15 protein-coding genes are annotated in these 18,382 nt (G+C 71.6%); 9 read left to right on the top strand and 6 right to left on the bottom strand.

What is annotated here, in order from left to right; all coding sequences use genetic code 11:
- The first annotated feature begins 167 nt into the window (after window positions 1-167).
- From GPA10_RS14160 to GPA10_RS14140, 5 genes are all read left to right on the top strand, one after another.
- Window positions 168-1,337, top strand: a complete 1,170-nt coding sequence (locus GPA10_RS14160) for a 5-(carboxyamino)imidazole ribonucleotide synthase (protein WP_343040817.1) — start codon at window positions 168-170, stop codon at window positions 1,335-1,337.
- Entirely contained in the window at window positions 1,334-1,879 is a 546-nt protein-coding gene (purE, locus tag GPA10_RS14155; protein ID WP_157165856.1) for a 5-(carboxyamino)imidazole ribonucleotide mutase, read from the top strand. The genes GPA10_RS14160 and purE overlap by 4 nt, the downstream gene beginning before the upstream one ends.
- A gap of 4 nt (window positions 1,880-1,883) precedes the next feature.
- Window positions 1,884-3,080, top strand: a complete 1,197-nt coding sequence (locus tag GPA10_RS14150; RefSeq protein ID WP_157165855.1) for a dipeptidase — start codon at window positions 1,884-1,886, stop codon at window positions 3,078-3,080.
- A 137-nt stretch (window positions 3,081-3,217) separates the two neighbouring features.
- On the top strand, window positions 3,218-3,991 hold the full coding sequence (locus GPA10_RS14145) for a helix-turn-helix domain-containing protein (protein WP_198351603.1): 774 nt from the start codon (window positions 3,218-3,220) through the stop codon (window positions 3,989-3,991).
- 169 nt (window positions 3,992-4,160) lie between these two features.
- Entirely contained in the window at window positions 4,161-4,526 is a 366-nt protein-coding gene (locus GPA10_RS14140; protein WP_157165853.1) for a hypothetical protein, read from the top strand.
- A gap of 120 nt (window positions 4,527-4,646) precedes the next feature.
- Here GPA10_RS14140 and GPA10_RS14135 read toward each other — a convergent pair whose 3' ends face one another.
- Window positions 4,647-5,804: an acyl-CoA dehydrogenase gene (locus tag GPA10_RS14135; protein WP_058845956.1), complete on the bottom strand. Its 1,158-nt coding sequence runs from the start codon at window positions 5,802-5,804 to the stop codon at window positions 4,647-4,649.
- 213 nt (window positions 5,805-6,017) lie between these two features.
- On the opposite strand from GPA10_RS14135, the gene GPA10_RS14130 reads away from it, so the two are divergent.
- Entirely contained in the window at window positions 6,018-7,361 is a 1,344-nt protein-coding gene (locus GPA10_RS14130; protein ID WP_157165852.1) for a UDP-glucose dehydrogenase family protein, read from the top strand.
- Between the two features lie 122 nt (window positions 7,362-7,483).
- Entirely contained in the window at window positions 7,484-7,891 is a 408-nt protein-coding gene (locus tag GPA10_RS14125) for a VOC family protein (RefSeq protein ID WP_058845954.1), read from the top strand.
- Window positions 7,892-7,910: 19 nt separating this feature from the next.
- Here the strand turns inward: GPA10_RS14125 and GPA10_RS14120 are convergent, their stop codons facing one another.
- Both GPA10_RS14120 and GPA10_RS14115 read right to left on the bottom strand, forming a co-directional pair.
- On the bottom strand, window positions 7,911-9,050 hold the full coding sequence (locus GPA10_RS14120) for a dipeptidase (RefSeq protein WP_157165851.1): 1,140 nt from the start codon (window positions 9,048-9,050) through the stop codon (window positions 7,911-7,913).
- Window positions 9,051-9,287: 237 nt separating this feature from the next.
- Window positions 9,288-10,625: an LCP family protein gene (locus GPA10_RS14115; RefSeq protein ID WP_157165850.1), complete on the bottom strand. Its 1,338-nt coding sequence runs from the start codon at window positions 10,623-10,625 to the stop codon at window positions 9,288-9,290.
- Window positions 10,626-10,753: 128 nt separating this feature from the next.
- Between GPA10_RS14115 and GPA10_RS14110 the strand changes: the two genes are divergently transcribed.
- The gene (locus GPA10_RS14110; protein WP_058845952.1) at window positions 10,754-11,302 is read left to right on the top strand and encodes an acyl-CoA thioesterase; all 549 of its coding nucleotides are present in this window, start codon (window positions 10,754-10,756) and stop codon (window positions 11,300-11,302) included.
- 28 nt (window positions 11,303-11,330) lie between these two features.
- On the opposite strand, the gene GPA10_RS14105 is transcribed toward GPA10_RS14110, so the two are convergent.
- Entirely contained in the window at window positions 11,331-12,824 is a 1,494-nt protein-coding gene (locus GPA10_RS14105; protein WP_484600346.1) for an LCP family protein, read from the bottom strand.
- Window positions 12,825-13,021: 197 nt separating this feature from the next.
- Between GPA10_RS14105 and GPA10_RS14100 the strand changes: the two genes are divergently transcribed.
- On the top strand, window positions 13,022-14,053 hold the full coding sequence (locus GPA10_RS14100) for a glycosyltransferase family 2 protein (protein ID WP_281364796.1): 1,032 nt from the start codon (window positions 13,022-13,024) through the stop codon (window positions 14,051-14,053).
- A 77-nt stretch (window positions 14,054-14,130) separates the two neighbouring features.
- Here the strand turns inward: GPA10_RS14100 and GPA10_RS14095 are convergent, their stop codons facing one another.
- Both GPA10_RS14095 and GPA10_RS14090 read right to left on the bottom strand, forming a co-directional pair.
- Window positions 14,131-15,804 (bottom strand): LCP family protein, encoded by a 1,674-nt coding sequence (locus tag GPA10_RS14095; protein WP_198351610.1) that lies wholly within the window; start codon window positions 15,802-15,804, stop codon window positions 14,131-14,133.
- 590 nt (window positions 15,805-16,394) lie between these two features.
- Window positions 16,395-18,323 (bottom strand): LCP family protein, encoded by a 1,929-nt coding sequence (locus tag GPA10_RS14090; protein WP_343040813.1) that lies wholly within the window; start codon window positions 18,321-18,323, stop codon window positions 16,395-16,397.
- Window positions 18,324-18,382: the final 59 nt, after the last annotated feature.

Genomic DNA, 18,382 nt, shown 5'->3' with positions numbered 1-18,382 from the left:
CGTCAACCCAGCCATGCTAACCAGCGGCCCCCGTGGGCGCCCGTGGGCGCCGGGAACTCTGTGGCGCCCCTGTGACACCGGTGCACGGTCCCGCTCCGCCGTGTCCGCACGGAACGGCGGCGGGGCGGGGCGCCGGGTCCGTTCCGGATGGCCGATACCCTGTGGGTGTGACGTTCCCGGTAGTCGGCATGGTCGGCGGGGGGCAGCTCGCTCGTATGACACACGAGGCGGGCATCCCGCTCGGCATCAGGTTCAAGCTCCTCAGTGACACCCCGCAGGATTCCGCGGCGCAGGTCGTCGGCGACGTCGTCATCGGCGACTATCGCGACCTGGACACGCTGCGTGACTTCGCGCGGGGCTGCGACGTGATCACGTTTGATCACGAACATGTACCCACCGAGCATCTGCGGGCCCTGGAGGCGGACGGCATCCCCGTGCGCCCGGGGCCTGACGCGCTGGTGCACGCCCAGGACAAGGGGGTGATGCGCGCGCGGCTCGACGCGCTCGGGGTGCCCTGCCCCCGCCACCGGATCGTGGCGGACCCGGCCGACGTGGCCGCCTTCGCGGCCGAGGGGGTGACGGCGGCGGGCGCGGACGCGGGCAGTGACGGCTTCCCCGTCGTCCTCAAGACCGTGCGCGGCGGGTACGACGGCAAGGGCGTGTGGGTGGTGCGCTCCGCGGCGGAGGCCGCCGAGCCGTTCCGCGCCGGGGTGCCGGTCCTCGCCGAGGAGAAGGTCGCCTTCGTACGGGAGCTGGCGGCGAACGTCGTCCGCTCCCCGCACGGGCAGGCCGTGGCGTATCCGGTCGTGGAGTCCCGCCAGGTCGACGGCGTCTGCGACACGGTGATCGCGCCCGCGCCCGGCCTCTCGGAGGAGCTCGCGGGCCACGCCCAGGAGCTGGCCCTGCGCATCGCCAAGGAGCTGGACGTCGTCGGGCACCTCGCCGTCGAGCTGTTCGAGACCGCCGACGGCCGCGTCCTGGTCAACGAGCTGGCCATGCGACCGCACAATTCCGGCCACTGGAGCCAGGACGGCGCGGTCACCTCCCAGTTCGCCAACCATGTGCGCGCCGTCCTCGACCTGCCGCTCGGCGACCCGCGCCCGCGCGCGAAGTGGACGGTCATGGCGAACGTCCTGGGCGGCGACTACCCCGACATGTACGGCGCGTACCTGCACTGCATGGCCCGTGACCCGCAGCTGAAGATCCACATGTACGGCAAGGACGTGAAGCCCGGCCGCAAGGTCGGTCACGTCAACACCTACGGCGACGACCTTGACGACGTGCTCGAGCGCGCCCGTCACGCGGCCGGCTACCTCAGAGGGACGATCACCGAATGACTTCTCCCGCGACCGGGCCCCTGGTCGGCATCGTCATGGGCTCCGACTCCGACTGGCCCGTGATGGAGGCCGCCGCCAAGGCCCTGGACGAGTTCGAGGTGCCCTACGAGGTCGACGTGGTCTCCGCGCACCGCATGCCGCGCGAGATGATCGCGTACGGCGAGCAGGCCGCGGACCGCGGTCTGAAGGCGATCGTCGCGGGCGCGGGCGGCGCCGCCCACCTGCCCGGCATGCTCGCCTCGGTCACCACGCTGCCGGTGATCGGCGTCCCCGTACCCCTGAAGTACCTCGACGGCATGGACAGCCTCCTGTCCATCGTGCAGATGCCCGCGGGCGTGCCCGTCGCCACGGTGTCGGTGGGCGGCGCGCGCAACGCGGGCCTGCTCGCCACCCGGATGCTGGCCGCGCACGACGAGGAACTCGCCGCGCGGATGCGGGAGTTCCAGCAGGAGCTGAACGACCAGGCGACGGAGAAGGGCAAGCGGCTGCGCGCCAAGGTCGAGGGCGCGGGTTCCGGTTTCGGCTTCGGTTCGGGAAAGTGAGCGCATGACCAAGCTGCCCGACTCCCTGGCCCGCGCCCGCGCCCTGCTCGCCGAGTTCCCCGTCGTCGACGGTCACAACGACCTGCCGTGGGCGCTGCGCGAGAAGGCCGGATACGACATCGACCGGCTCGACATCGCCGCCGACCAGACCGGTCTGCTGCACACGGACATCGCGCGGCTGCGGGCGGGCGGGGTCGGCGCGCAGTTCTGGTCGGTCTACGTCCGTACGGACATGGCGGGCGACACGGCGGTCAGCGCCACGCTCGAACAGATCGACTGCGTACGGCAGTTGCTCGCCCGCTACCCCGGGGACCTGCGCGCCGCCCTGACCGCCGCCGACATGGCGGCGGCCCGGGGCGAGGGCCGCATCGCCTCCCTGATGGGCGCCGAGGGCGGCCACTCGATCAACAACTCCCTGGCCACCCTGCGGGCCCTGTACGCGCTGGGCGTGCGCTATATGACGCTCACGCACAACGACAACATCGCCTGGGCCGACTCTGCCACGGACGAGCCCGGCGTCGGCGGGCTCTCGGCGTTCGGCCACGAGGTGGTCCGGGAGATGAACCGCCTCGGCATGCTCGTGGACCTCTCCCACGTCGCGGCGACGACGATGCGGGCGGCGCTCGACACGTCCGTCGCGCCGGTGATCTTCTCCCACTCGTCCGCGCGCGCGGTGTGCGACCACCCGCGCAACATCCCGGACGACGTCCTGGAGCGCCTGCCCGCGAACGGCGGCGTGGCGATGGTGACCTTCGTACCGAAGTTCGTCCTCCAGGAGGCGGTCGACTGGACCCTGGCCGCCGACGAGAACATGCGCGCCCACGGCTTCCACCACCTCGACACCACCCCCGACGCCATGAAGGTGCACGCCGCCTTCGAGGAGTCCCGGCCGCGCCCGGTCGCCACCGTCGCCACGGTCGCCGACCACCTCGACCACATGCGCGAGGCCGCCGGGATCGACCACATCGGCATCGGCGGCGACTACGACGGCACGGCGTTCACGCCCGACGGCCTCGACGACGTGGCGGGCTATCCGAACCTGATCGCGGAGCTCCTGGACCGCGGCTGGTCGGACGCCGACCTCGCCAAGCTGACCTGGCAGAACGCGGTGCGCGTGCTGGGCGCAGCGGAGGACGTGGCCCGGGACGAGCAGGGCCGCCGCGGCCCGTCCATAGCCACGCTGGAGCAGCTCGACGGCTGACGCCGACTAGGCGCCGCCGGCCCTGTCCGGCGGCGCAAACCCTCTGATTTACGGGACATCCTCGTACCTGTCCGGTGGTGCAGGCTGGATCGAGGAGCGTACGCCGACCGCGCGGGCAGCGGGAGTTGGGGGGCATCGTGAAGCGTGGACACACGCCGCCGCACGAGGGCGGGGCCGCGGCCCCGCCCGGCCGGAGCGTACTGGAGGGGGCGTTCCTGCTCCTGGAGGAGCTCGCCCGCAGGGGCGACGCCGGACTGACCGACCTCGCGGCCGGCACGGGCCTCCCCAAGGCCACCGCACACCGCCTGCTCGACCAGCTCGCCGCCCTCGGCGCGGTGGAGCGCCGGTCCGGCCGCTATCGCATCGGGGCCGCGGTGGCCCACCTGGCGCGGTCGTGGGGCACCGCCCACCCACTGAGCAGGGCCGCCGCCCAGCCGCTGCGGGGCCTTTCGGCGGCGACCGGGACCAGTGCGGCGGTCGTGGCCCCCGTCGGAGGCTCCATGGTGGTCGTCAGCGGCCTGCCCGGTCCCTCGGACGAGATGTTCCCCCTGATGCCGGGGCTGATCCTGCCGCCCGGCAGCGGCGCCGAAGCCGTCATCTCCGCGTCGGGTCCCGCGACCGCGCCACCGCCCGCGTACTCCGCGGCCGAGTGGGCCCGGCGCCTGAGCAGGGTGCGCGAACGCGGGGTGGACCTGCACCGCTACGGCAACGGCGGGGACGGCGGTAACGGAGCGGCCACGTCCTGTCTCGCGGCACCGGTCCACGACCCGACCGGCAGGGCCGTCGCGGCCATCGGCGTCTGCTTCCCCGGCCACCGCAACCCGCCTGCCACCGCTGCCGACGCGGCCCGGCGCGCGGCCCGCATGCTCAGCGCCAACCTGGCGCGGCTGCCCCGCGCTCGAAAGGCCTGATATCTGCATTTCCACGGTTGTTCCGCTGGATGGACCGGAATATGCGGGTTCGGGAAAGTGCGAGCAACACTGGAGGCGTCGCATTCAGAACGGCACATGCGGCCCAACTCGCCTGATGTACGGGGGCGTTGGTAGCGAAAGCATCACAAGTGCGAAGCGGAGAACAGCAATGACTACAGTCGATGCGGCAAAAATAGTCGTCCCGCAGCTCGAGGAGGCCGCGCAGGAAGCGGACCGCGCCGGTCAGGAGACCCAGGAGATCGGCGGCAACCTCGTCGCGGCGTGGCGGTTCTGGAGGACGTGGACCCCGGGGAACGGGACGTGGGACCTTCAGATCCCCTTGAACGTGATCAACCCGAACTCGACCGTCGTCATCACGGCTGCCCAGGTCGACGGCAACGGCAACAGGTTCGTCGGCCCGGCACCGATCGACGTCCTGAACACGGCACCCGGCAACGGGGTCGTGACCTTCAAGATCAACATCGGCTCGGGCGTCCCGATCCCGATGCGCACGGACGTGCTCGTCTTCAACTGAGCACACGTACGGCCGGTGTGCGGACTCACCGCCCACCGGCCGTACGGCGCCCATCGGCCGTACGGCGCCATCGCCCGTACGGTACGGCGCCCATCGGCCGTACGGTCGCGCTGCCGCCGCTTACGGCAGGTTCCGCGCCATCACGATGCGCTGGACCTGGTTCGTGCCCTCGTAGATCTGCGTGATCTTCGCGTCGCGCATCATCCGCTCGACGGGGTAGTCACGGGTGTAGCCGTAGCCGCCGAGGAGCTGCACGGCGTCCGTGGTGACCTCCATGGCGACGTCCGAGGCGAAGCACTTGGCGGCGGCGCCCTGGAAGGTGAGATCGCTGTCGCCACGTTCGGACTTGGCGGCGGCGGCGTACGTCAGCTGCCGCGCGGCCTCGATCTTCATGGCCATGTCGGCGAGCATGAACTGGATGCCCTGGAAGTCGGCGATCGGCTTGCCGAACTGCTTGCGCTCCTGGACGTAGCCCTTGGCGTAGTCGAGGGCGCCCTGCGCGATGCCGAGGGCCTGGGCCGCGATGGTGATGCGGGTGTGGTCCAGGGTCTTCATGGCCGTGGCGAAGCCCGTGCCCTCCGCGCCGATCATGCGGTCGGCGGGGATGCGGACGTTGTCGAGGTAGACCTCGCGGGTGGGGGAGCCCTTGATGCCGAGCTTCTTCTCCGGGGCACCGAAGGACACGCCCTCGTCGGACTTCTCCACGACGAACGCGGAGATGCCCTTGGAGCGCTTCTCGGGGTCGGTGACGGCCATCACCGTGTAGTACTCCGAGACGCCCGCGTTGGTGATCCAGCGCTTCACGCCGTTCAGGACGTAGAAGTCGCCGTCGCGCACGGCCCTGGTCTTCATGCCCGCCGCGTCCGAACCGGCGTCCGGCTCGCTCAGACAGTACGAGAACATCGCGTCGCCCTTGGCGAGCGGCGTCATGTACTTCTTCTTCAGCTCCTCGGAGCCGGAGAGGATGACCGGCAGCGAGCCGAGCTTGTTCACGGCCGGGATGAGGGACGAGGACGCGCAGGCGCGGGCGACCTCCTCGATCACGATGACGGTCGCGAGGGCGTCCGCGCCCGCGCCGCCGTAGCTCTCGGGGACGTGGACCGCGTGCAGGTCCGAGGAGACCAGGGCGTCGAGGGCCTCCTGCGGGAACCGGGCCTCCTCGTCCACCGCGGCGGCGAACGGGGCGATCTTCGCCTCCGCGAGGGAGCGGATCGCGTCGCGGAGCATGTCGTGCTCCTCGGACGGGCGGTACAGGTCGAAATCAGCCGATCCGGCCAAGATGTCTCACGCTCCAAGCACGCTGAGAGATGCTAATTACCGTTAAGTAACCCGTTGGATATCCCAAATTTTAGGGGCCCGCTCACGCGAGGGATAGGTGAGCTTGGTGACAGCGGAAGACGTGCCCGGTGAAAGCCCCGGTCACGCCCGGACTATGCTCGGCAACCGCGTGCGGCGACGCTCGCGGCAGACCCCGATGCACTGGAGCACCGCATGGCCCTCAAGATCACCGTGATCGGCACCGGCTATCTCGGCGCCACCCACGCGGCGGCCATGGCCGAGCTCGGTTTCGAGGTCCTCGGCCTCGACGTGGTGCCGGAGAAGATCGAGCTGCTCCGCCGCGGCGAGGTGCCGATGTACGAGCCGGGCCTCGCGGAACTCCTTCGCCGGCACGTCGCGGGCATCGAGGGCTCCACCGGCCGGCTCCGCTTCACCATGGACTACGCCGAGGCCGCCGACTTCGGCGACGTGCACTTCGTGTGCGTGAACACCCCGCAGAAGCACGGCGAGTACGCCTGCGACATGAGCTACGTCGACGCCGCCATGGAGTCCCTCGCCGTCCACCTCACCGGGCCCGCCCTGGTCGTCGGCAAGTCGACGGTGCCGGTGGGCAGCGCCGACCGGATCGCCGCGAGGATCAGGGAGCTCGCGCCCGCGGGCGAGGCGGTCGAGCTGGCCTGGAACCCGGAGTTCCTGCGCGAGGGCTTCGCCGTCGAGGACACCCTGCACCCCGACCGGATCGTGGTCGGCGTGCGCGGCGAGCACGCCGAGAAGGTCCTCCGCGAGGTGTACGCGACGCCGGTCGCCGAGGGCTCGCCCTTCGTCGTCACCGACTTCCCGACCGCCGAGCTGGTCAAGACCTCCGCGAACTCCTTCCTGGCCACGAAGATCTCCTTCATCAACGCCATGGCCGAGGTGTGCGAGGCCGCGGGCGGCGACGTGGTGCGGCTCGCGGAGGCCCTCGGGTACGACGACCGCATCGGCGCCAAGTTCCTGCGCGCCGGGATCGGCTTCGGCGGCGGCTGCCTGCCCAAGGACATCCGCGCCTTCATGGCCCGCGCCGGCGAGCTGGGCGCCGACCAGGCCCTGACCTTCCTGCGCGAGGTCGACTCGATCAACATGCGGCGCCGCGGGCACATGGTGGAGCTGGCCCGCGACGCCGTGGGCGGCGGCTCCTTCCTCGGCAAGCGGGTCGCGGTGCTCGGTGCCGCGTTCAAGCCCGACTCCGACGACGTGCGTGACTCGCCCGCCCTGAACGTGGCCGGGCAGATCCACCTCCAGGGCGGCCAAGTCACCGTGTACGACCCCAAGGGCATGGCCAACGCCCGCCGCCTCTTCCCGACCCTCGGGTACGCCGACTCCGCCGAGGAGGCCGTGCGCGGCGCCGACGTCGTGCTGCACCTCACGGAGTGGCGCGAGTTCCGCGAGCTCGACGCCGAGGCCCTCGGCGCGGTGGTCGGCCGCCGGGTCATCCTGGACGGCCGCAACGCCCTGGACCCGGAGCGGTGGCGCGCCGCCGGGTGGGTCTACCGGGCGATGGGGCGCCCGGCCGCCTAGCCGTCCAGCCGCCTGCCCGCCCGGCCGCCGGGGGCGCTCCGCGGCGTGTCGGTACCGGAGGGGCTCACGGGGTACCTGGTAACTGGAGAGGTTGTGAAAAGAAGCCCATGTGAGGAGAGGCCATGACTTCCCCCGTCGCCCCCGTCGCCCCCCTGCGCAGCGTCGTCCTCGACTGTCCCGACCCCCGTCTGCTCGCCGAGTTCTACGCCGAGGTCATCGGCGGCACCGTCCACGACGAGGAGGGCGACGGCGAGTGGATCGACCTGGTCGCGCCCGGCCGCGTGAAGGTGTCCTTCCAGCGCGTCACCGACTACACCCCGCCCGAGTGGCCCCGCGCCGACACCAACCCCCAGCAGTTCCACCTGGACCTCGACGGCGGCTCGACCTGGGAGGCGATGGACGCGGCCCACGAGCGCGTGCTCGCCCTCGGCGCCCGCCCGCTCGACCTGGACGACGACGGCGGCAAGCGCGACTGGCGGGTGTACGCCGACCCGGCCGGGCACCCGTTCTGCCTGTGCCTGTGCGTCTGAGCCCCGGACGCCGGGGGCCTCAGCCGTCCAGCCGCGCGATCGTCGCCGTAGAGGCCCCGCGCCGCTCCCGCGCCGCCCGCGCGGTGAAGTCCGCGCCACGCAGCACGCGCTGTACGTTTCCCCAGGTGAGCGCGGTGACATCGGCCTCGGACCAGCCGCGTCCGAGCAGCTCGGCGACCAGCCGCGGATAGCGCGAGGCGTCGGCGAGCTCTCCGGGATGCGGGGAGCCGGTGTCGTACATCCCGGAGAGGCCGACGCACTCGGGCCCGGCGATCCGGCGCACGTGCTCCAGGTGGTCGGCGACGTCGCCGAGCGTCGGCCCCGTCCGGTCCGCCGCGAGCGGCACCAGGCACAGGCCCTTCGTCTCGCCCACCGCCGCGAGGAGCCCGTCGTCGAGGTTGGCCGGGTGCTCGCGCAGGGCCGCGGCCCCGGAGCGGGTCCACAGCGCGGGCGCCTTGGAGACGGCGAGGACCCGGCGCGCGGTGGCCGCCGAGGCGCCGGACAGGTCGGCGAGGACACCGAGCCGGTTCATCTCCCGCACCACCTCCTCGCCGAAGGCGGTGAGCCCCCTCTCGCCCGCCCATGACGTGCCGGACAGCGTGAGGCAGCTGAGGCCGAGGGCGTGCAGCGAGCGCAGTGCCCCCAGCGAGTCGCCGATCGCGCGGGCGCCGGCCGGGCCGATCAGGGTGGCGATGCGGCCGCAGTTGCGGGCGTCGGTGGTCTCGGAGGCGTCGCGGGTCACCCGCAGACCGCCCGAGTAGCGGGCGACGACGTGCTTGACCAGGTCGAGCTGCTCAAGGGCCGAACTGACGGAGCGATCGCCCGCGGGCCGGTCGTCCGGGACCTGGAGCGACCAGAACTGCGCCCCGACCCGGCCCGCCCGCAGCCGCGGCAGATCGGTCTCCAGACCGGTGTCCCCCAACTCCAGGTCGTACCAAGGGAGTTCGCGCAGGGCGTTTGGCAGACCGCTGTAGCCGTCGGCGACGGGGTGCCCGGCGAGCAGGGCACGGGCCCGCTCGGGGCCGTCCCGGAGCTCCGGCTCCGCGGGCTCCGCGCCCCCCGGGGCGGGGCCGCCGCCCGGGGGCAGGGGGGCGACGTGCCCGTCGTCGTTCTCCCCGGCTTCGGCGGGGGAGTCGAGTTCGTCCTGCAGGTCCGCCATGGCAGGGCTCCACGGGTCGTGGTGGCACTTCAAGGGCTTCTCGGGGGAACTTCTTCGGGTGGGCGCTTCTCGGTGGTGGTCGAACCACCGTGCCACGCCACCCGCGCGGCTTCGCGGCGGACGGGGCGTTCGGGGTACACCGCGGCCACCGCCCCGTACGGCGGCGGGAACGGCGGCGGCCCCGGCTCCCGCGCCGGTGCGCGGGAGACGGGGCCGCCCAGGGGTCGGGGGACCGGGCTAGTTGCCGGTCACCGTCACCTTCTCGTCGTTGTTGAGCTGCGACACCAACTGCTTGACCTTGGCCTTGTCCCAGACGAGGTTGCCGCCCGCGGTGCCCGAGATCGGCATGTTCATGGACTTGCCGTCACCACCGGTGACGCCCTTCATGGCCCAGAACATCGACGCCACGTCCATCAGGTCCATGTCCTTGTCGACGATCAGCGTGTCCAGGCCGGCGCCCATCGTCGGGTACAGCTTGAACGGGTTGATGACCGTCCCGGGCGTCGCCGCCTGGCCGGCGAGCGCGGCGAGGAACTTCTGCTGGTTCTTGGTGCGGTCCAGGTCGCTGCCCGCGAACGCGTACCGCGTACGGACGAAGGCCAGGGCCTCCTCGCCGTTCAGCGTCTGCTTGCCCGCCTCGAAGTCGGCGCCGGACTTCTTGTCCTTGAAGGCCTTGGGGATGTCCATCTCCACGCCGCCGACCGCGTCCACGATCTTGGCGAAGCCGCCGAAGCCGATTTCTGCGTAGTGGTCGATGCGCAGGCCCGTGTTGGCCTCGACGGTCCGCACGAGCAGCTCGGGGCCGTCCTCGGCGTACGCGGCGTTCAGCTTGGTCTGGCGGCCCGTGCCCGGGTAGAGCTTGCCGGAGTCCGCGCCCTTGAAGGAGGGGATCGTGACGTTCGAGTCGCGGGGCAGCGAGACCATCGTGTTCCCGCCGTCGTCCGCGACGTGCAGGATCATCATCGAGTCCGTGCGCTTGCCCTCGGCGGAGCCGGTGTGGAGCTTCTTCTTCTCCTCGTCGGACATGCCCTCGCGGCTGTCGGAGCCCACGATCAGATAGTTCGTGCCCTTGCCGCCGTCGGGCCGCTCGATGACCTTCGACAGGTCGACCTCGCGCTTGAGCTTGGAGTCCGCCCAGAAGTACGTGCTCACGGAGACCACGAGCAGCAGCACGAGGAAGGTCAGCAGACCCCACTTGACGCGCTTCTTCCAGTTGACCGGAGGCTTCGGCCCGCGCGGCGGCGCGGGCGGGCGGCCCTGGGGGCCGCCGGGGCCGCCCGGGGTGCCGTAGACCTGGCCGGTGTTGTAGCCGCTGTCGTAGCCGTCCTGGCCGTGCCCCTGGCCGCCGGGCTGTGCGTAGGGGTCCTGGGCGCGCTGGTCGCGGTACAGGTCGTCGTAGACGTCGTCGTCGTACGAGGGGCCGCCCTGGCGCGGCACCGAGCCGGGATGTCCGGGAGCGGAGGGCCCGCCGCGCTGGACATGGCGCATCGAACGGGCGCCCTCGGGCTGTGCGCTGCCGCTGCCGTACCCGTGGCGGTCGCCGTTGCTGTTCCGCGCGTCTGGCCAATCGCTCATGTGGCTTAGTGTGCAGTGCCGTACCCCGCGCCTCACAGGGAGGGCGTTGTTTCGGGTCAGTGCTGTTGCAGAGCTGATGCAAAGTGCCGGACAGGGGTTCGGGGAAGGGCCGACATAAGGTGGAGTGCATGACAGACCTGGCCCCCGGCACGGAATCAGCGATTCCGGGCAAGCCGACCTCGGCGTCCCGCACCACTTTGAGCCACATCATGACGCACGCCGACACCAACCTCCTCGGGACGGTGCACGGCGGCGTGATCATGAAACTGGTGGACGACGCGGCCGGAGCCGTCGCCGGGCGCCACTCCGGCGGTCCCGCGGTGACCGCTTCCATGGACGAGATGGCCTTCCTGGAGCCCGTCCGCGTGGGTGACCTCGTCCATGTGAAAGCCCAGGTCAACTGGACCGGGCGGACCTCCATGGAGGTCGGTGTACGGGTCCTCGCCGAGCGCTGGAACGAGTCCACGCCCGCCCAGCAGGTGGGGTCGGCCTACCTGGTCTTCGCCGCCGTCGACGCCGACGGCAAGCCCCGGCTCGTACCGCCGGTGCTGCCGGAGACCGACCGGGACCGGCGGCGCAGCCAGGAGGCCCAGATCCGCCGCACACACCGCCTTGCCAGGCGGCGCGCCATCAAGGAGCTCCGCGAGTCCCGCGCCGCGGAGGGCTTCGACGACTGACGGACCGCCCCGTCAGGGGGGCGCCCCGTCAGGGGCACACCACCTGGTCGCCGGTCACGGCGCCGAACTCCCCCTGGAAGGCGTCCTCGGCGCGTACGGCCCGCACGGAGCGGAAATCCGTACCGGCGACGACCTTGAGCACCGGGCCGAGCCCGGAGACAGGGCGCATCGCGCAGCCGGGGAGCGCCGTCGCGAGGGACTTCGCCGAGCGGTCCCAGCGCGGGTCGAAGGCGACCACGGTCCGGGCGGCGGGCGGCGCCCCGGGCGCGAGCCCGACGGGCCCCGGCGTCCCCGTCGTACGGAACCCGGCGGCGCGCAGCGCCCCGTCGACCCGCTTGCCGAGGTCCGGCGTCGCCGTCCCGTTGTCCACCTGCACCCGGATCTGCTGCGGCGACACCGGCACGCTCACGGCCTTGCGCCTGGCGCGCTGCCCGGCGAGCGGCTTGTCGTCGCGCAGCGCCTGGAACAGCTTCCGGGACTTCGCCTCGTCCCACTTCAGGGTCGAGCCGATGCCCGGCACGCGGTAGCCCATCTTCCCGATCGGCACGGTCGTGAACTCCGACGACGACGGCGAGAAGTTCCGCATCGCACGCCCGAGGGTCAGCATCTCGGTCGTCCCGAAGCCCTCGTCGGCCCGCACCGACTCCAGAAGGGTCCCGGCGACGTCACGGAACTTGACCGGATTCAGCAGTACGCCGCTGCTCGTCGTCTTCGCGATGAGCGCCGCGAGGAAGCGCTGCTGGCGCTGGACCCGGCCCAGGTCGGCGGCCGCGTCGACGTACCGAGAGCGCACGTACTGGAGGGCCTGGCCGCCGTTCAGCTCATGGGTGCCGACGGCCAGGTCCAGGCCGGTGTTGTGGTCCTTCAGGGCGCGCGATGTGCAGATCTCGACACCGCCGAGGACGTCCACGGTCTTCATGAAGCTGGTGAAGTCGACCTCCAGATAGTGGTCGATCTTCACCTTCGTCATGTTCTCGACCGTGCGCACGGTCAGATTCGGGCCGCCCTCCGCGTACGCCGCGTTCAGCTTCACGGGGTGCGCCCGGTGGTGCTTGCGGGAGTTGCGGTCCACGTGCTCGGGCATCTCGGCGTAGCTGTCCCGGGGGAGGCTGACGACGCTCGCCCGGTCCCGGTCCTCCGAGATGTGCACGATCATGATCGTGTCCGTGCAGTGGCAGGGAGCGCCGCCCAGGCGGTACTTGTCGCGCTCCTCGCGGCTGATCTTCTCGCGCCCGTCGGTGCCCACGAGCAGGACGTTCATGCCGTTGCCCGACGCGGGCCTGTTCTTCATGTCCTTGAAGGCGTCGACACGGCCGATGCCGGTCTCCAGGCCGTTGACGACGGAGTGCCCGATGCCGGCGGCGGCGAGCACCCCCACGGACAGCGCCGTCACGGCCCGCGAGGCCCAGCGCGGCCGCTGCCGTACCCGGCCCGCCGGCCGCTGAGCCGCCGGGGGGCCCTGAGGCTGCGGCGGGCGCGGAGGACGCGGCGGGGCGGCGGGGTGGCGGGGCGGTGTGGGCACGTGCGAGGACACCTCCGCGGTCGTCGTCCTGGGCGGGGCACCCCAGAACCGTAGGCCCATACGATCTCCGCACCGGGCAGGACCAGGACGGCGCGCGCCCATGTCCCCCGTTCGCGGTAACGTGACGCCCGGTGCTGCATTTCCCCGGGAGACAGCCCCTGGACCCCCGGCCGAGCGATGAAAAGGACGCCGCACAGTTGAAGTCCGACGTGCATCCCCCCGCCGTATCCGTGATCATGCCGGTCCTGAACGAGGAGCGGCACCTGCGTGAAGCAGTGCACGCGATCCTCCAGCAGGAGTACGCGGGCGAGATGGAGGTCGTCGTCGCGCTCGGCCCCTCCACCGACCGCACGGACGAGATCGCTGCCGCGCTGGTCGCGGAGGACTCCCGGGTGCACACGGTGCCCAACCCCACGGGCCGCACACCGGCCGCGCTGAACGCCGCGATCAAGGCCTCACGTCACCCGATCGTGGTACGCGTCGACGGCCACGCCGCGCTCTCGCCGGGTTACATCACCACCGCCGTCCGTCTCCTTCAGGAGACCGGCGCGATGAACGTCGGCGGCATCATGCACGCCGAGGGCCAGAACGACTGGGAGCACGCGGTCGCCGCCGCCATGACGTCGAAGATCGGCGTGGGCAACGCCGCCTTCCACACCGGCGGCGCCGCGCAGCAGGCCGAGACGGTCTATTTGGGCGTGTTCCGGCGCGAGGCCCTCGAACAGCAGGGCGGGTACAACGAGGAGTTCATCCGCGCCCAGGACTGGGAGCTGAACTTCCGGATCAGGGAGGCCGGCGGCCTCATCTGGTTCTCGCCCGAGCTGAAGGTCTCCTACCGGCCGCGGCCGAGCGTCAAGGCGCTCGCCAAGCAGTACAAGGACTACGGCCGCTGGCGCCACGTCGTGGCCCGCTACCACCAGGGCTCGATCAACCTGCGCTACCTCGCGCCGCCGGTCGCCGTCTGCGCGATCGCCGCGGGCGTGGTCGCCGGCGCCCTGGTGACGCCGTTCGGCTTCGTCGTGCCCGGCGGCTATCTCGCCGCGATCGCCGCGGGCTCCGTCCCCGCGGGCAGGGGGCTGCCCCTGAAGGCGCGGTTCCAGATCCCCCTCGCACTCGCGACGATGCACATGTCGTGGGGCTGGGGCTTCCTCACCAGCCCGCGCTCGCTGGCCAGGAAGGTCATCGCCTCGCGGCGCCCGGCGGTCATGGGGGAGACCCAGGAGGCCTGAACCGGCACGGCCTCCCGGGCGCCGCCGCGCCGCTCGGCCACTCGCCGCGCCGCCCAGCCACCGGTTGAGCCGCTCGGCTACCAGGTGAAGTTCGGATCCACCTTCATGCAGGCCTTGGACTCCGAGCCGTTCAGGGCGTCCGCCGACTCGGGCGTGCGGTCGTCCGCCTTCTTCGCCTTCTTCGGCTTGGCGCCCTCGCGCCAGTCGGAGCCGACGACGAGCGTGATGCCGGAGACGTCCGTGGACTTCTTCACCGCGCTCAGCGGCAGCCCGAGGGACTTGGCGACGCGCTGCGCGTCGCCCTCCAGCTCCAGGCTCGGATAGCGGACGACGGTCCTGGCCTCGGTCAGGGCCGACGCCGGGTCCGGGGCCGCCTGCTTGAAGCCCTTCTCGGCGAGCAGCTCGGCGACATCGCTCGCACGGCGGCTGACCGGGGGCTCGGTGGCCGTGCGGGTGCCGTTGCGGACCTGGAGCGCGATCCGGTCGTCCGGCGCCGCCGGGTCGTCCGACAGCTTCTCCTTCGCGGGCTTGCGCTCGTCCTTGCCGTCCAGGGCGATGTCGTCCCGTACGAGACGGAAGAGCTGCTCGGCGTCGCCGGGCTTGGGCACCACCCGGGAACCGGAGTACTCGAACGGCATCGTCGTCATCGTGGTGCGCTCCGGCGACACCTTCTTCAGCTCGTTGCCGAGGCCGTAGAGCTTCATGACGGTGCCGAGACCCGGGTCGACCTTCAGGGCCCGCGTCGCGTTCTCGGCGAGCTTGCGCAGCTGGTTGGGGCTGGTCAGGCCGGTGTTCTCGCGGAGCGTGCGGACCAGCGAGTTCATGTACATGTGCTGGGCCTTGGCGCGCGCTATGTCGCTGCCGTCCTCGAAGCCGTAGCGGGTGCGCAGCCACTGCAGAGCCTGCTCGCCCTTGATCTTCGTGGTGCCCTTCTCCAGCTTCAGGCCCGAGCCCTTGCCCGCGCTGGTGCGCGAGTGGATGTTCTTGTCCACGCAGACGGGTACGCCGCCGATCGCGTCCGCCATCGACACCACGCCCGCGAAGTCCACCATCATGAAGTGGTTGATGTGGATGTTGGTCAGCTTCTCCCAGGTGGCGACCGTGCAGCCGGGGCCGCCGCGGCCCAGGGACTCGTTCGTCATCATGCGCGGACCGGTCTCCTTGTAGACCTTGCCGTCGTCCGGGTCCGTGCACTTGGGGATGGTCAGGAGGGTGTCGCGCGGCATGCTGATGACGGACATGTTGCTGCGGTCCGCGGAGAGGTGAAGGAGCATCTGCACGTCGGCGAGCGGGGGCCCGCCGAAGGTGTCCTTGGCGCCGCCGAGCTTCCGGTTCTCCTTGGAGTCGCGGGCGTCGGAGCCGATCAGGAGGATGTTCAGGGGGGTCTGGCCGGCGGAGTTCGGCGTGGGCTCGGGCGCGCGGTGCTCGCCCAGGTTCAGGTCGTCCGTCTCCAGGTTGCCGTTCAGGTGCTGGTAGTAGAGGTATCCGGCGGCGGCCGTGCCGAGTATCAGGACCGACAGGACCGTCGCCGACCACCGCAGTATCCGGCGCTTGCGGCCCCGCTGCGGCTTGCCGTCGCCCCCGCCGCCGCCTCCGCCCGCGCCGGGAGGCCCGGCCCGGCCCCCTTTACCGGCCCGCCCGCCTTCACCGGGCGCGGCCTGGGCCTTGTCGACGTGGTCCCGCGCGGTTCCGGGCCGGGCGTCGGGCTTGTCGGCCTGCTCCTGCGCGTTCCCGGCCTTGGCCTTGACCAAGCGCCTCTGTGCCTTGCTGCTCGTGTTGGCTGCGGCTTTGCCCGCCTGTGCCTTGCTGCTCGCCTCGGCTGCGGCTTTGCTCGTCTGTGCCTTGCTGCTCGTGTTGGCTGCGGCTTTGCCCGTCTGCGCCTCGCTGCTCGCCTCGGCGGTGGCCGCGCCTGCTCGCGGCGTGCCTGCTCGCGGCGCGCCTGTCAGGGCCTGCGCGTTGCCTGCCTCGGCCTGGGCCGTGTCGGGCCGGGCCGTGCCGCTTGCCCTGGCTCCGGCCTTGCCGGCTCGGGCCTGCGCCCTGCCCGCCTGCGCCTCGGCGCCCACGCCCCGCTTCCGGCGGCCGTCGCGCGGCGCCGCTACCCCCTGGCCCGGCGTCCCCCCGCTGTCACGTGTCTTCGCCCCGCCTGGCGGTGCCGTCGTCCCACCGGACGCCTCCTCCCCCTGGACACTGCTCTGCCCCATCCCAGTCCCTCCCCGCCCTGCTTCCCGAGTGCGGCCGCCCCGCGGCGACGTGCGGCGTGGCGCCGCCGCCCCACGCGGCGGCGGTCGCCGGTCCGCCGCCACGCGGGGCGTCATGTGAGACGTGAAACAACTGTCTCAGGTCACTTGGCGCATACGGATTTGTCGGCTTCGACCTTCTGGATGCCGTTCGGCGCCTTCGACGGAGCGGTGATGGGCACCCCCGCGCCCTTGAAGTCCGCACCAAGGGTCAGCACCATCGCGGGCAGCCCCTGGTCGTTCTTCTCGCTCTCCCCCTGTTTCAGCGCGGCCCCGGGCAACCCCATGAGTTCGGCGAGCCGCCGGGCCTGGTCGGCCTGGTCGGCGCCGTACTCCAGGGACGTCTTGCCCAGGTTCTGCGGCGCATTCCCCTGCTGGCTGGACTTCGTCACACCTTCATTGTTCTGCAGCCAGCTGAGAGTTGCCTGAGCGGCACCCGTCTTCCCGCTGCCGTTGTAGATGTCGACACGCACCTCGGAGGGGTCGGACTTGGGCCCCTTGAGCCGGGCGGCCACCGCCGCCTTCTCCTGCTTCGCCTTCTTCTTGACCTCGGTCAGCGACACGTCCTCGCGCATCATCGAGAACAGCTCGTCGGCCTTGGACTGGTTCAGGACGACCGTGGTGTGGACCTTCTCGGCGGGGTTGTCGATCACGGGCATGGTCGCGAAGGTCAGGTTCTTCATGTCGAGCTTGCCGAGCTCCATGCCCAGGTCGCGGAGTTTCATTATGTCGGCGATCTTGGAGTCGACGGTGAGCGCCTTCGTGCCCGCCTCCGCCAGACTTATCATCTTCTTCGGGCTGGTCAGCGTGCCCCCGGACTTGAGCTTGCGCATCAGCGAGCTGAGGAACTGCTGCTGCAGCTCGATCCGGCTCAGGTCGCCGCCGGTGCCCACGGAGTGCCGGGTGCGGACGAACGCCAGCGCCTCCTCGCCCTCGATCGTGTGCTTGCCCTTGGGCAGCTTCAGATGCGACTTAGGGTCGTCGATGTCCTTGGCGAGACACACGTCCACGCCGTCGACCGCGCTGGACAGCGTCTTGACCGCGTTGAAGTCGGCCACCATGAAGTGGTCCAGCTTTATGCCGGTGATCTCCGTGACCGTACGCATCGTGCAGCTCGGCGTGCGGTCGTTCTGCCCGAGGCTCTCGTTGAAGCGGACGTTCTGCGAGCCCGGGATGACTTTGGTGGAGCCGTCGTCCTGCTTGGTGGGGCAGTCCGGGATGTCGGTGATCATGTCACGCGGGATGGACAGCGCGGTCGCGTTGGAGCGGTCCTTGGAGACGTGCAGCAGGAGCGTGGTGTCCGCGTGCCCGGCGCTGCCCTCGTCGCCGTAGCCCGCGTTGCCCTTGCCGCTGCGCTTGTCCGTACCGACGAGCAGGATGTTGATGGCGCGGTCCTTGCTGAACCCGCCGGTGCCGGCGCCGTCGTCGGAGACGGACGTGATGTTGCCGTTGAGGTGCTGGTAGTACAGATAGCCACCGACGGCCGCGGCGACGACCACGAAGGCCACCGAGCCGCTCGACCAGACGGCGATCCGCTTTCCGGTGGTCTTCTTCTTGGGACGCTGCTTGCGCCGCCCGCCCGTCGTCGCCTCCGGCGGCGCGGCTCGCCGCCGACGCTGGCCCGGCACCTGCTCCCGGCCACCGTGCTCCCGGCTGCCGCTCTGCTCGCGGCCCCGGCCACCGTGCTCCCGGCCGCCGCTCTGCTCACGACCGCGGCTCTGCTCCCGGCCCCGGCCGCCACCGCCCTGCTCCCGGGCACGGGTCCCGCCACCCTGCTCCCGGGTACGGGCGCCGCCACCGCGCTCGCGCCCCTGCTCGGGGCCCGGCTCACGGCCGCGCCTGCCACCGGGGCGGCCCGCGCCGTTCCGGTCGGGACGGGACGCTCCGCGGCCACGGGGGCCGGGAACTCCGGGCGGCGTCGACTGCCCTGCGGAGGGACTCAGTCGCAGTTCGTAGTCGCCGGTCTGCGGGTTGAGCACCCACTGGTCTGCGGGGTCGATGTCATCGGCCCGCCCACGGCCTTGCGCGTCCACGGTTGTTTGCGTCCTCCGTCAGGGCCACGCGGCGCCTTACCCCCCTCAAGAAGGCGCTC

The sequence above is a fragment of the Streptomyces typhae genome (assembly GCF_009755605.1).
Taxonomy (GTDB): Bacteria; Actinomycetota; Actinomycetes; order Streptomycetales; family Streptomycetaceae; genus Streptomyces; species Streptomyces typhae.
Note: the sequence above shows the minus strand (reverse complement) of the source record. Positions and strands in the feature narration are given on the sequence as shown.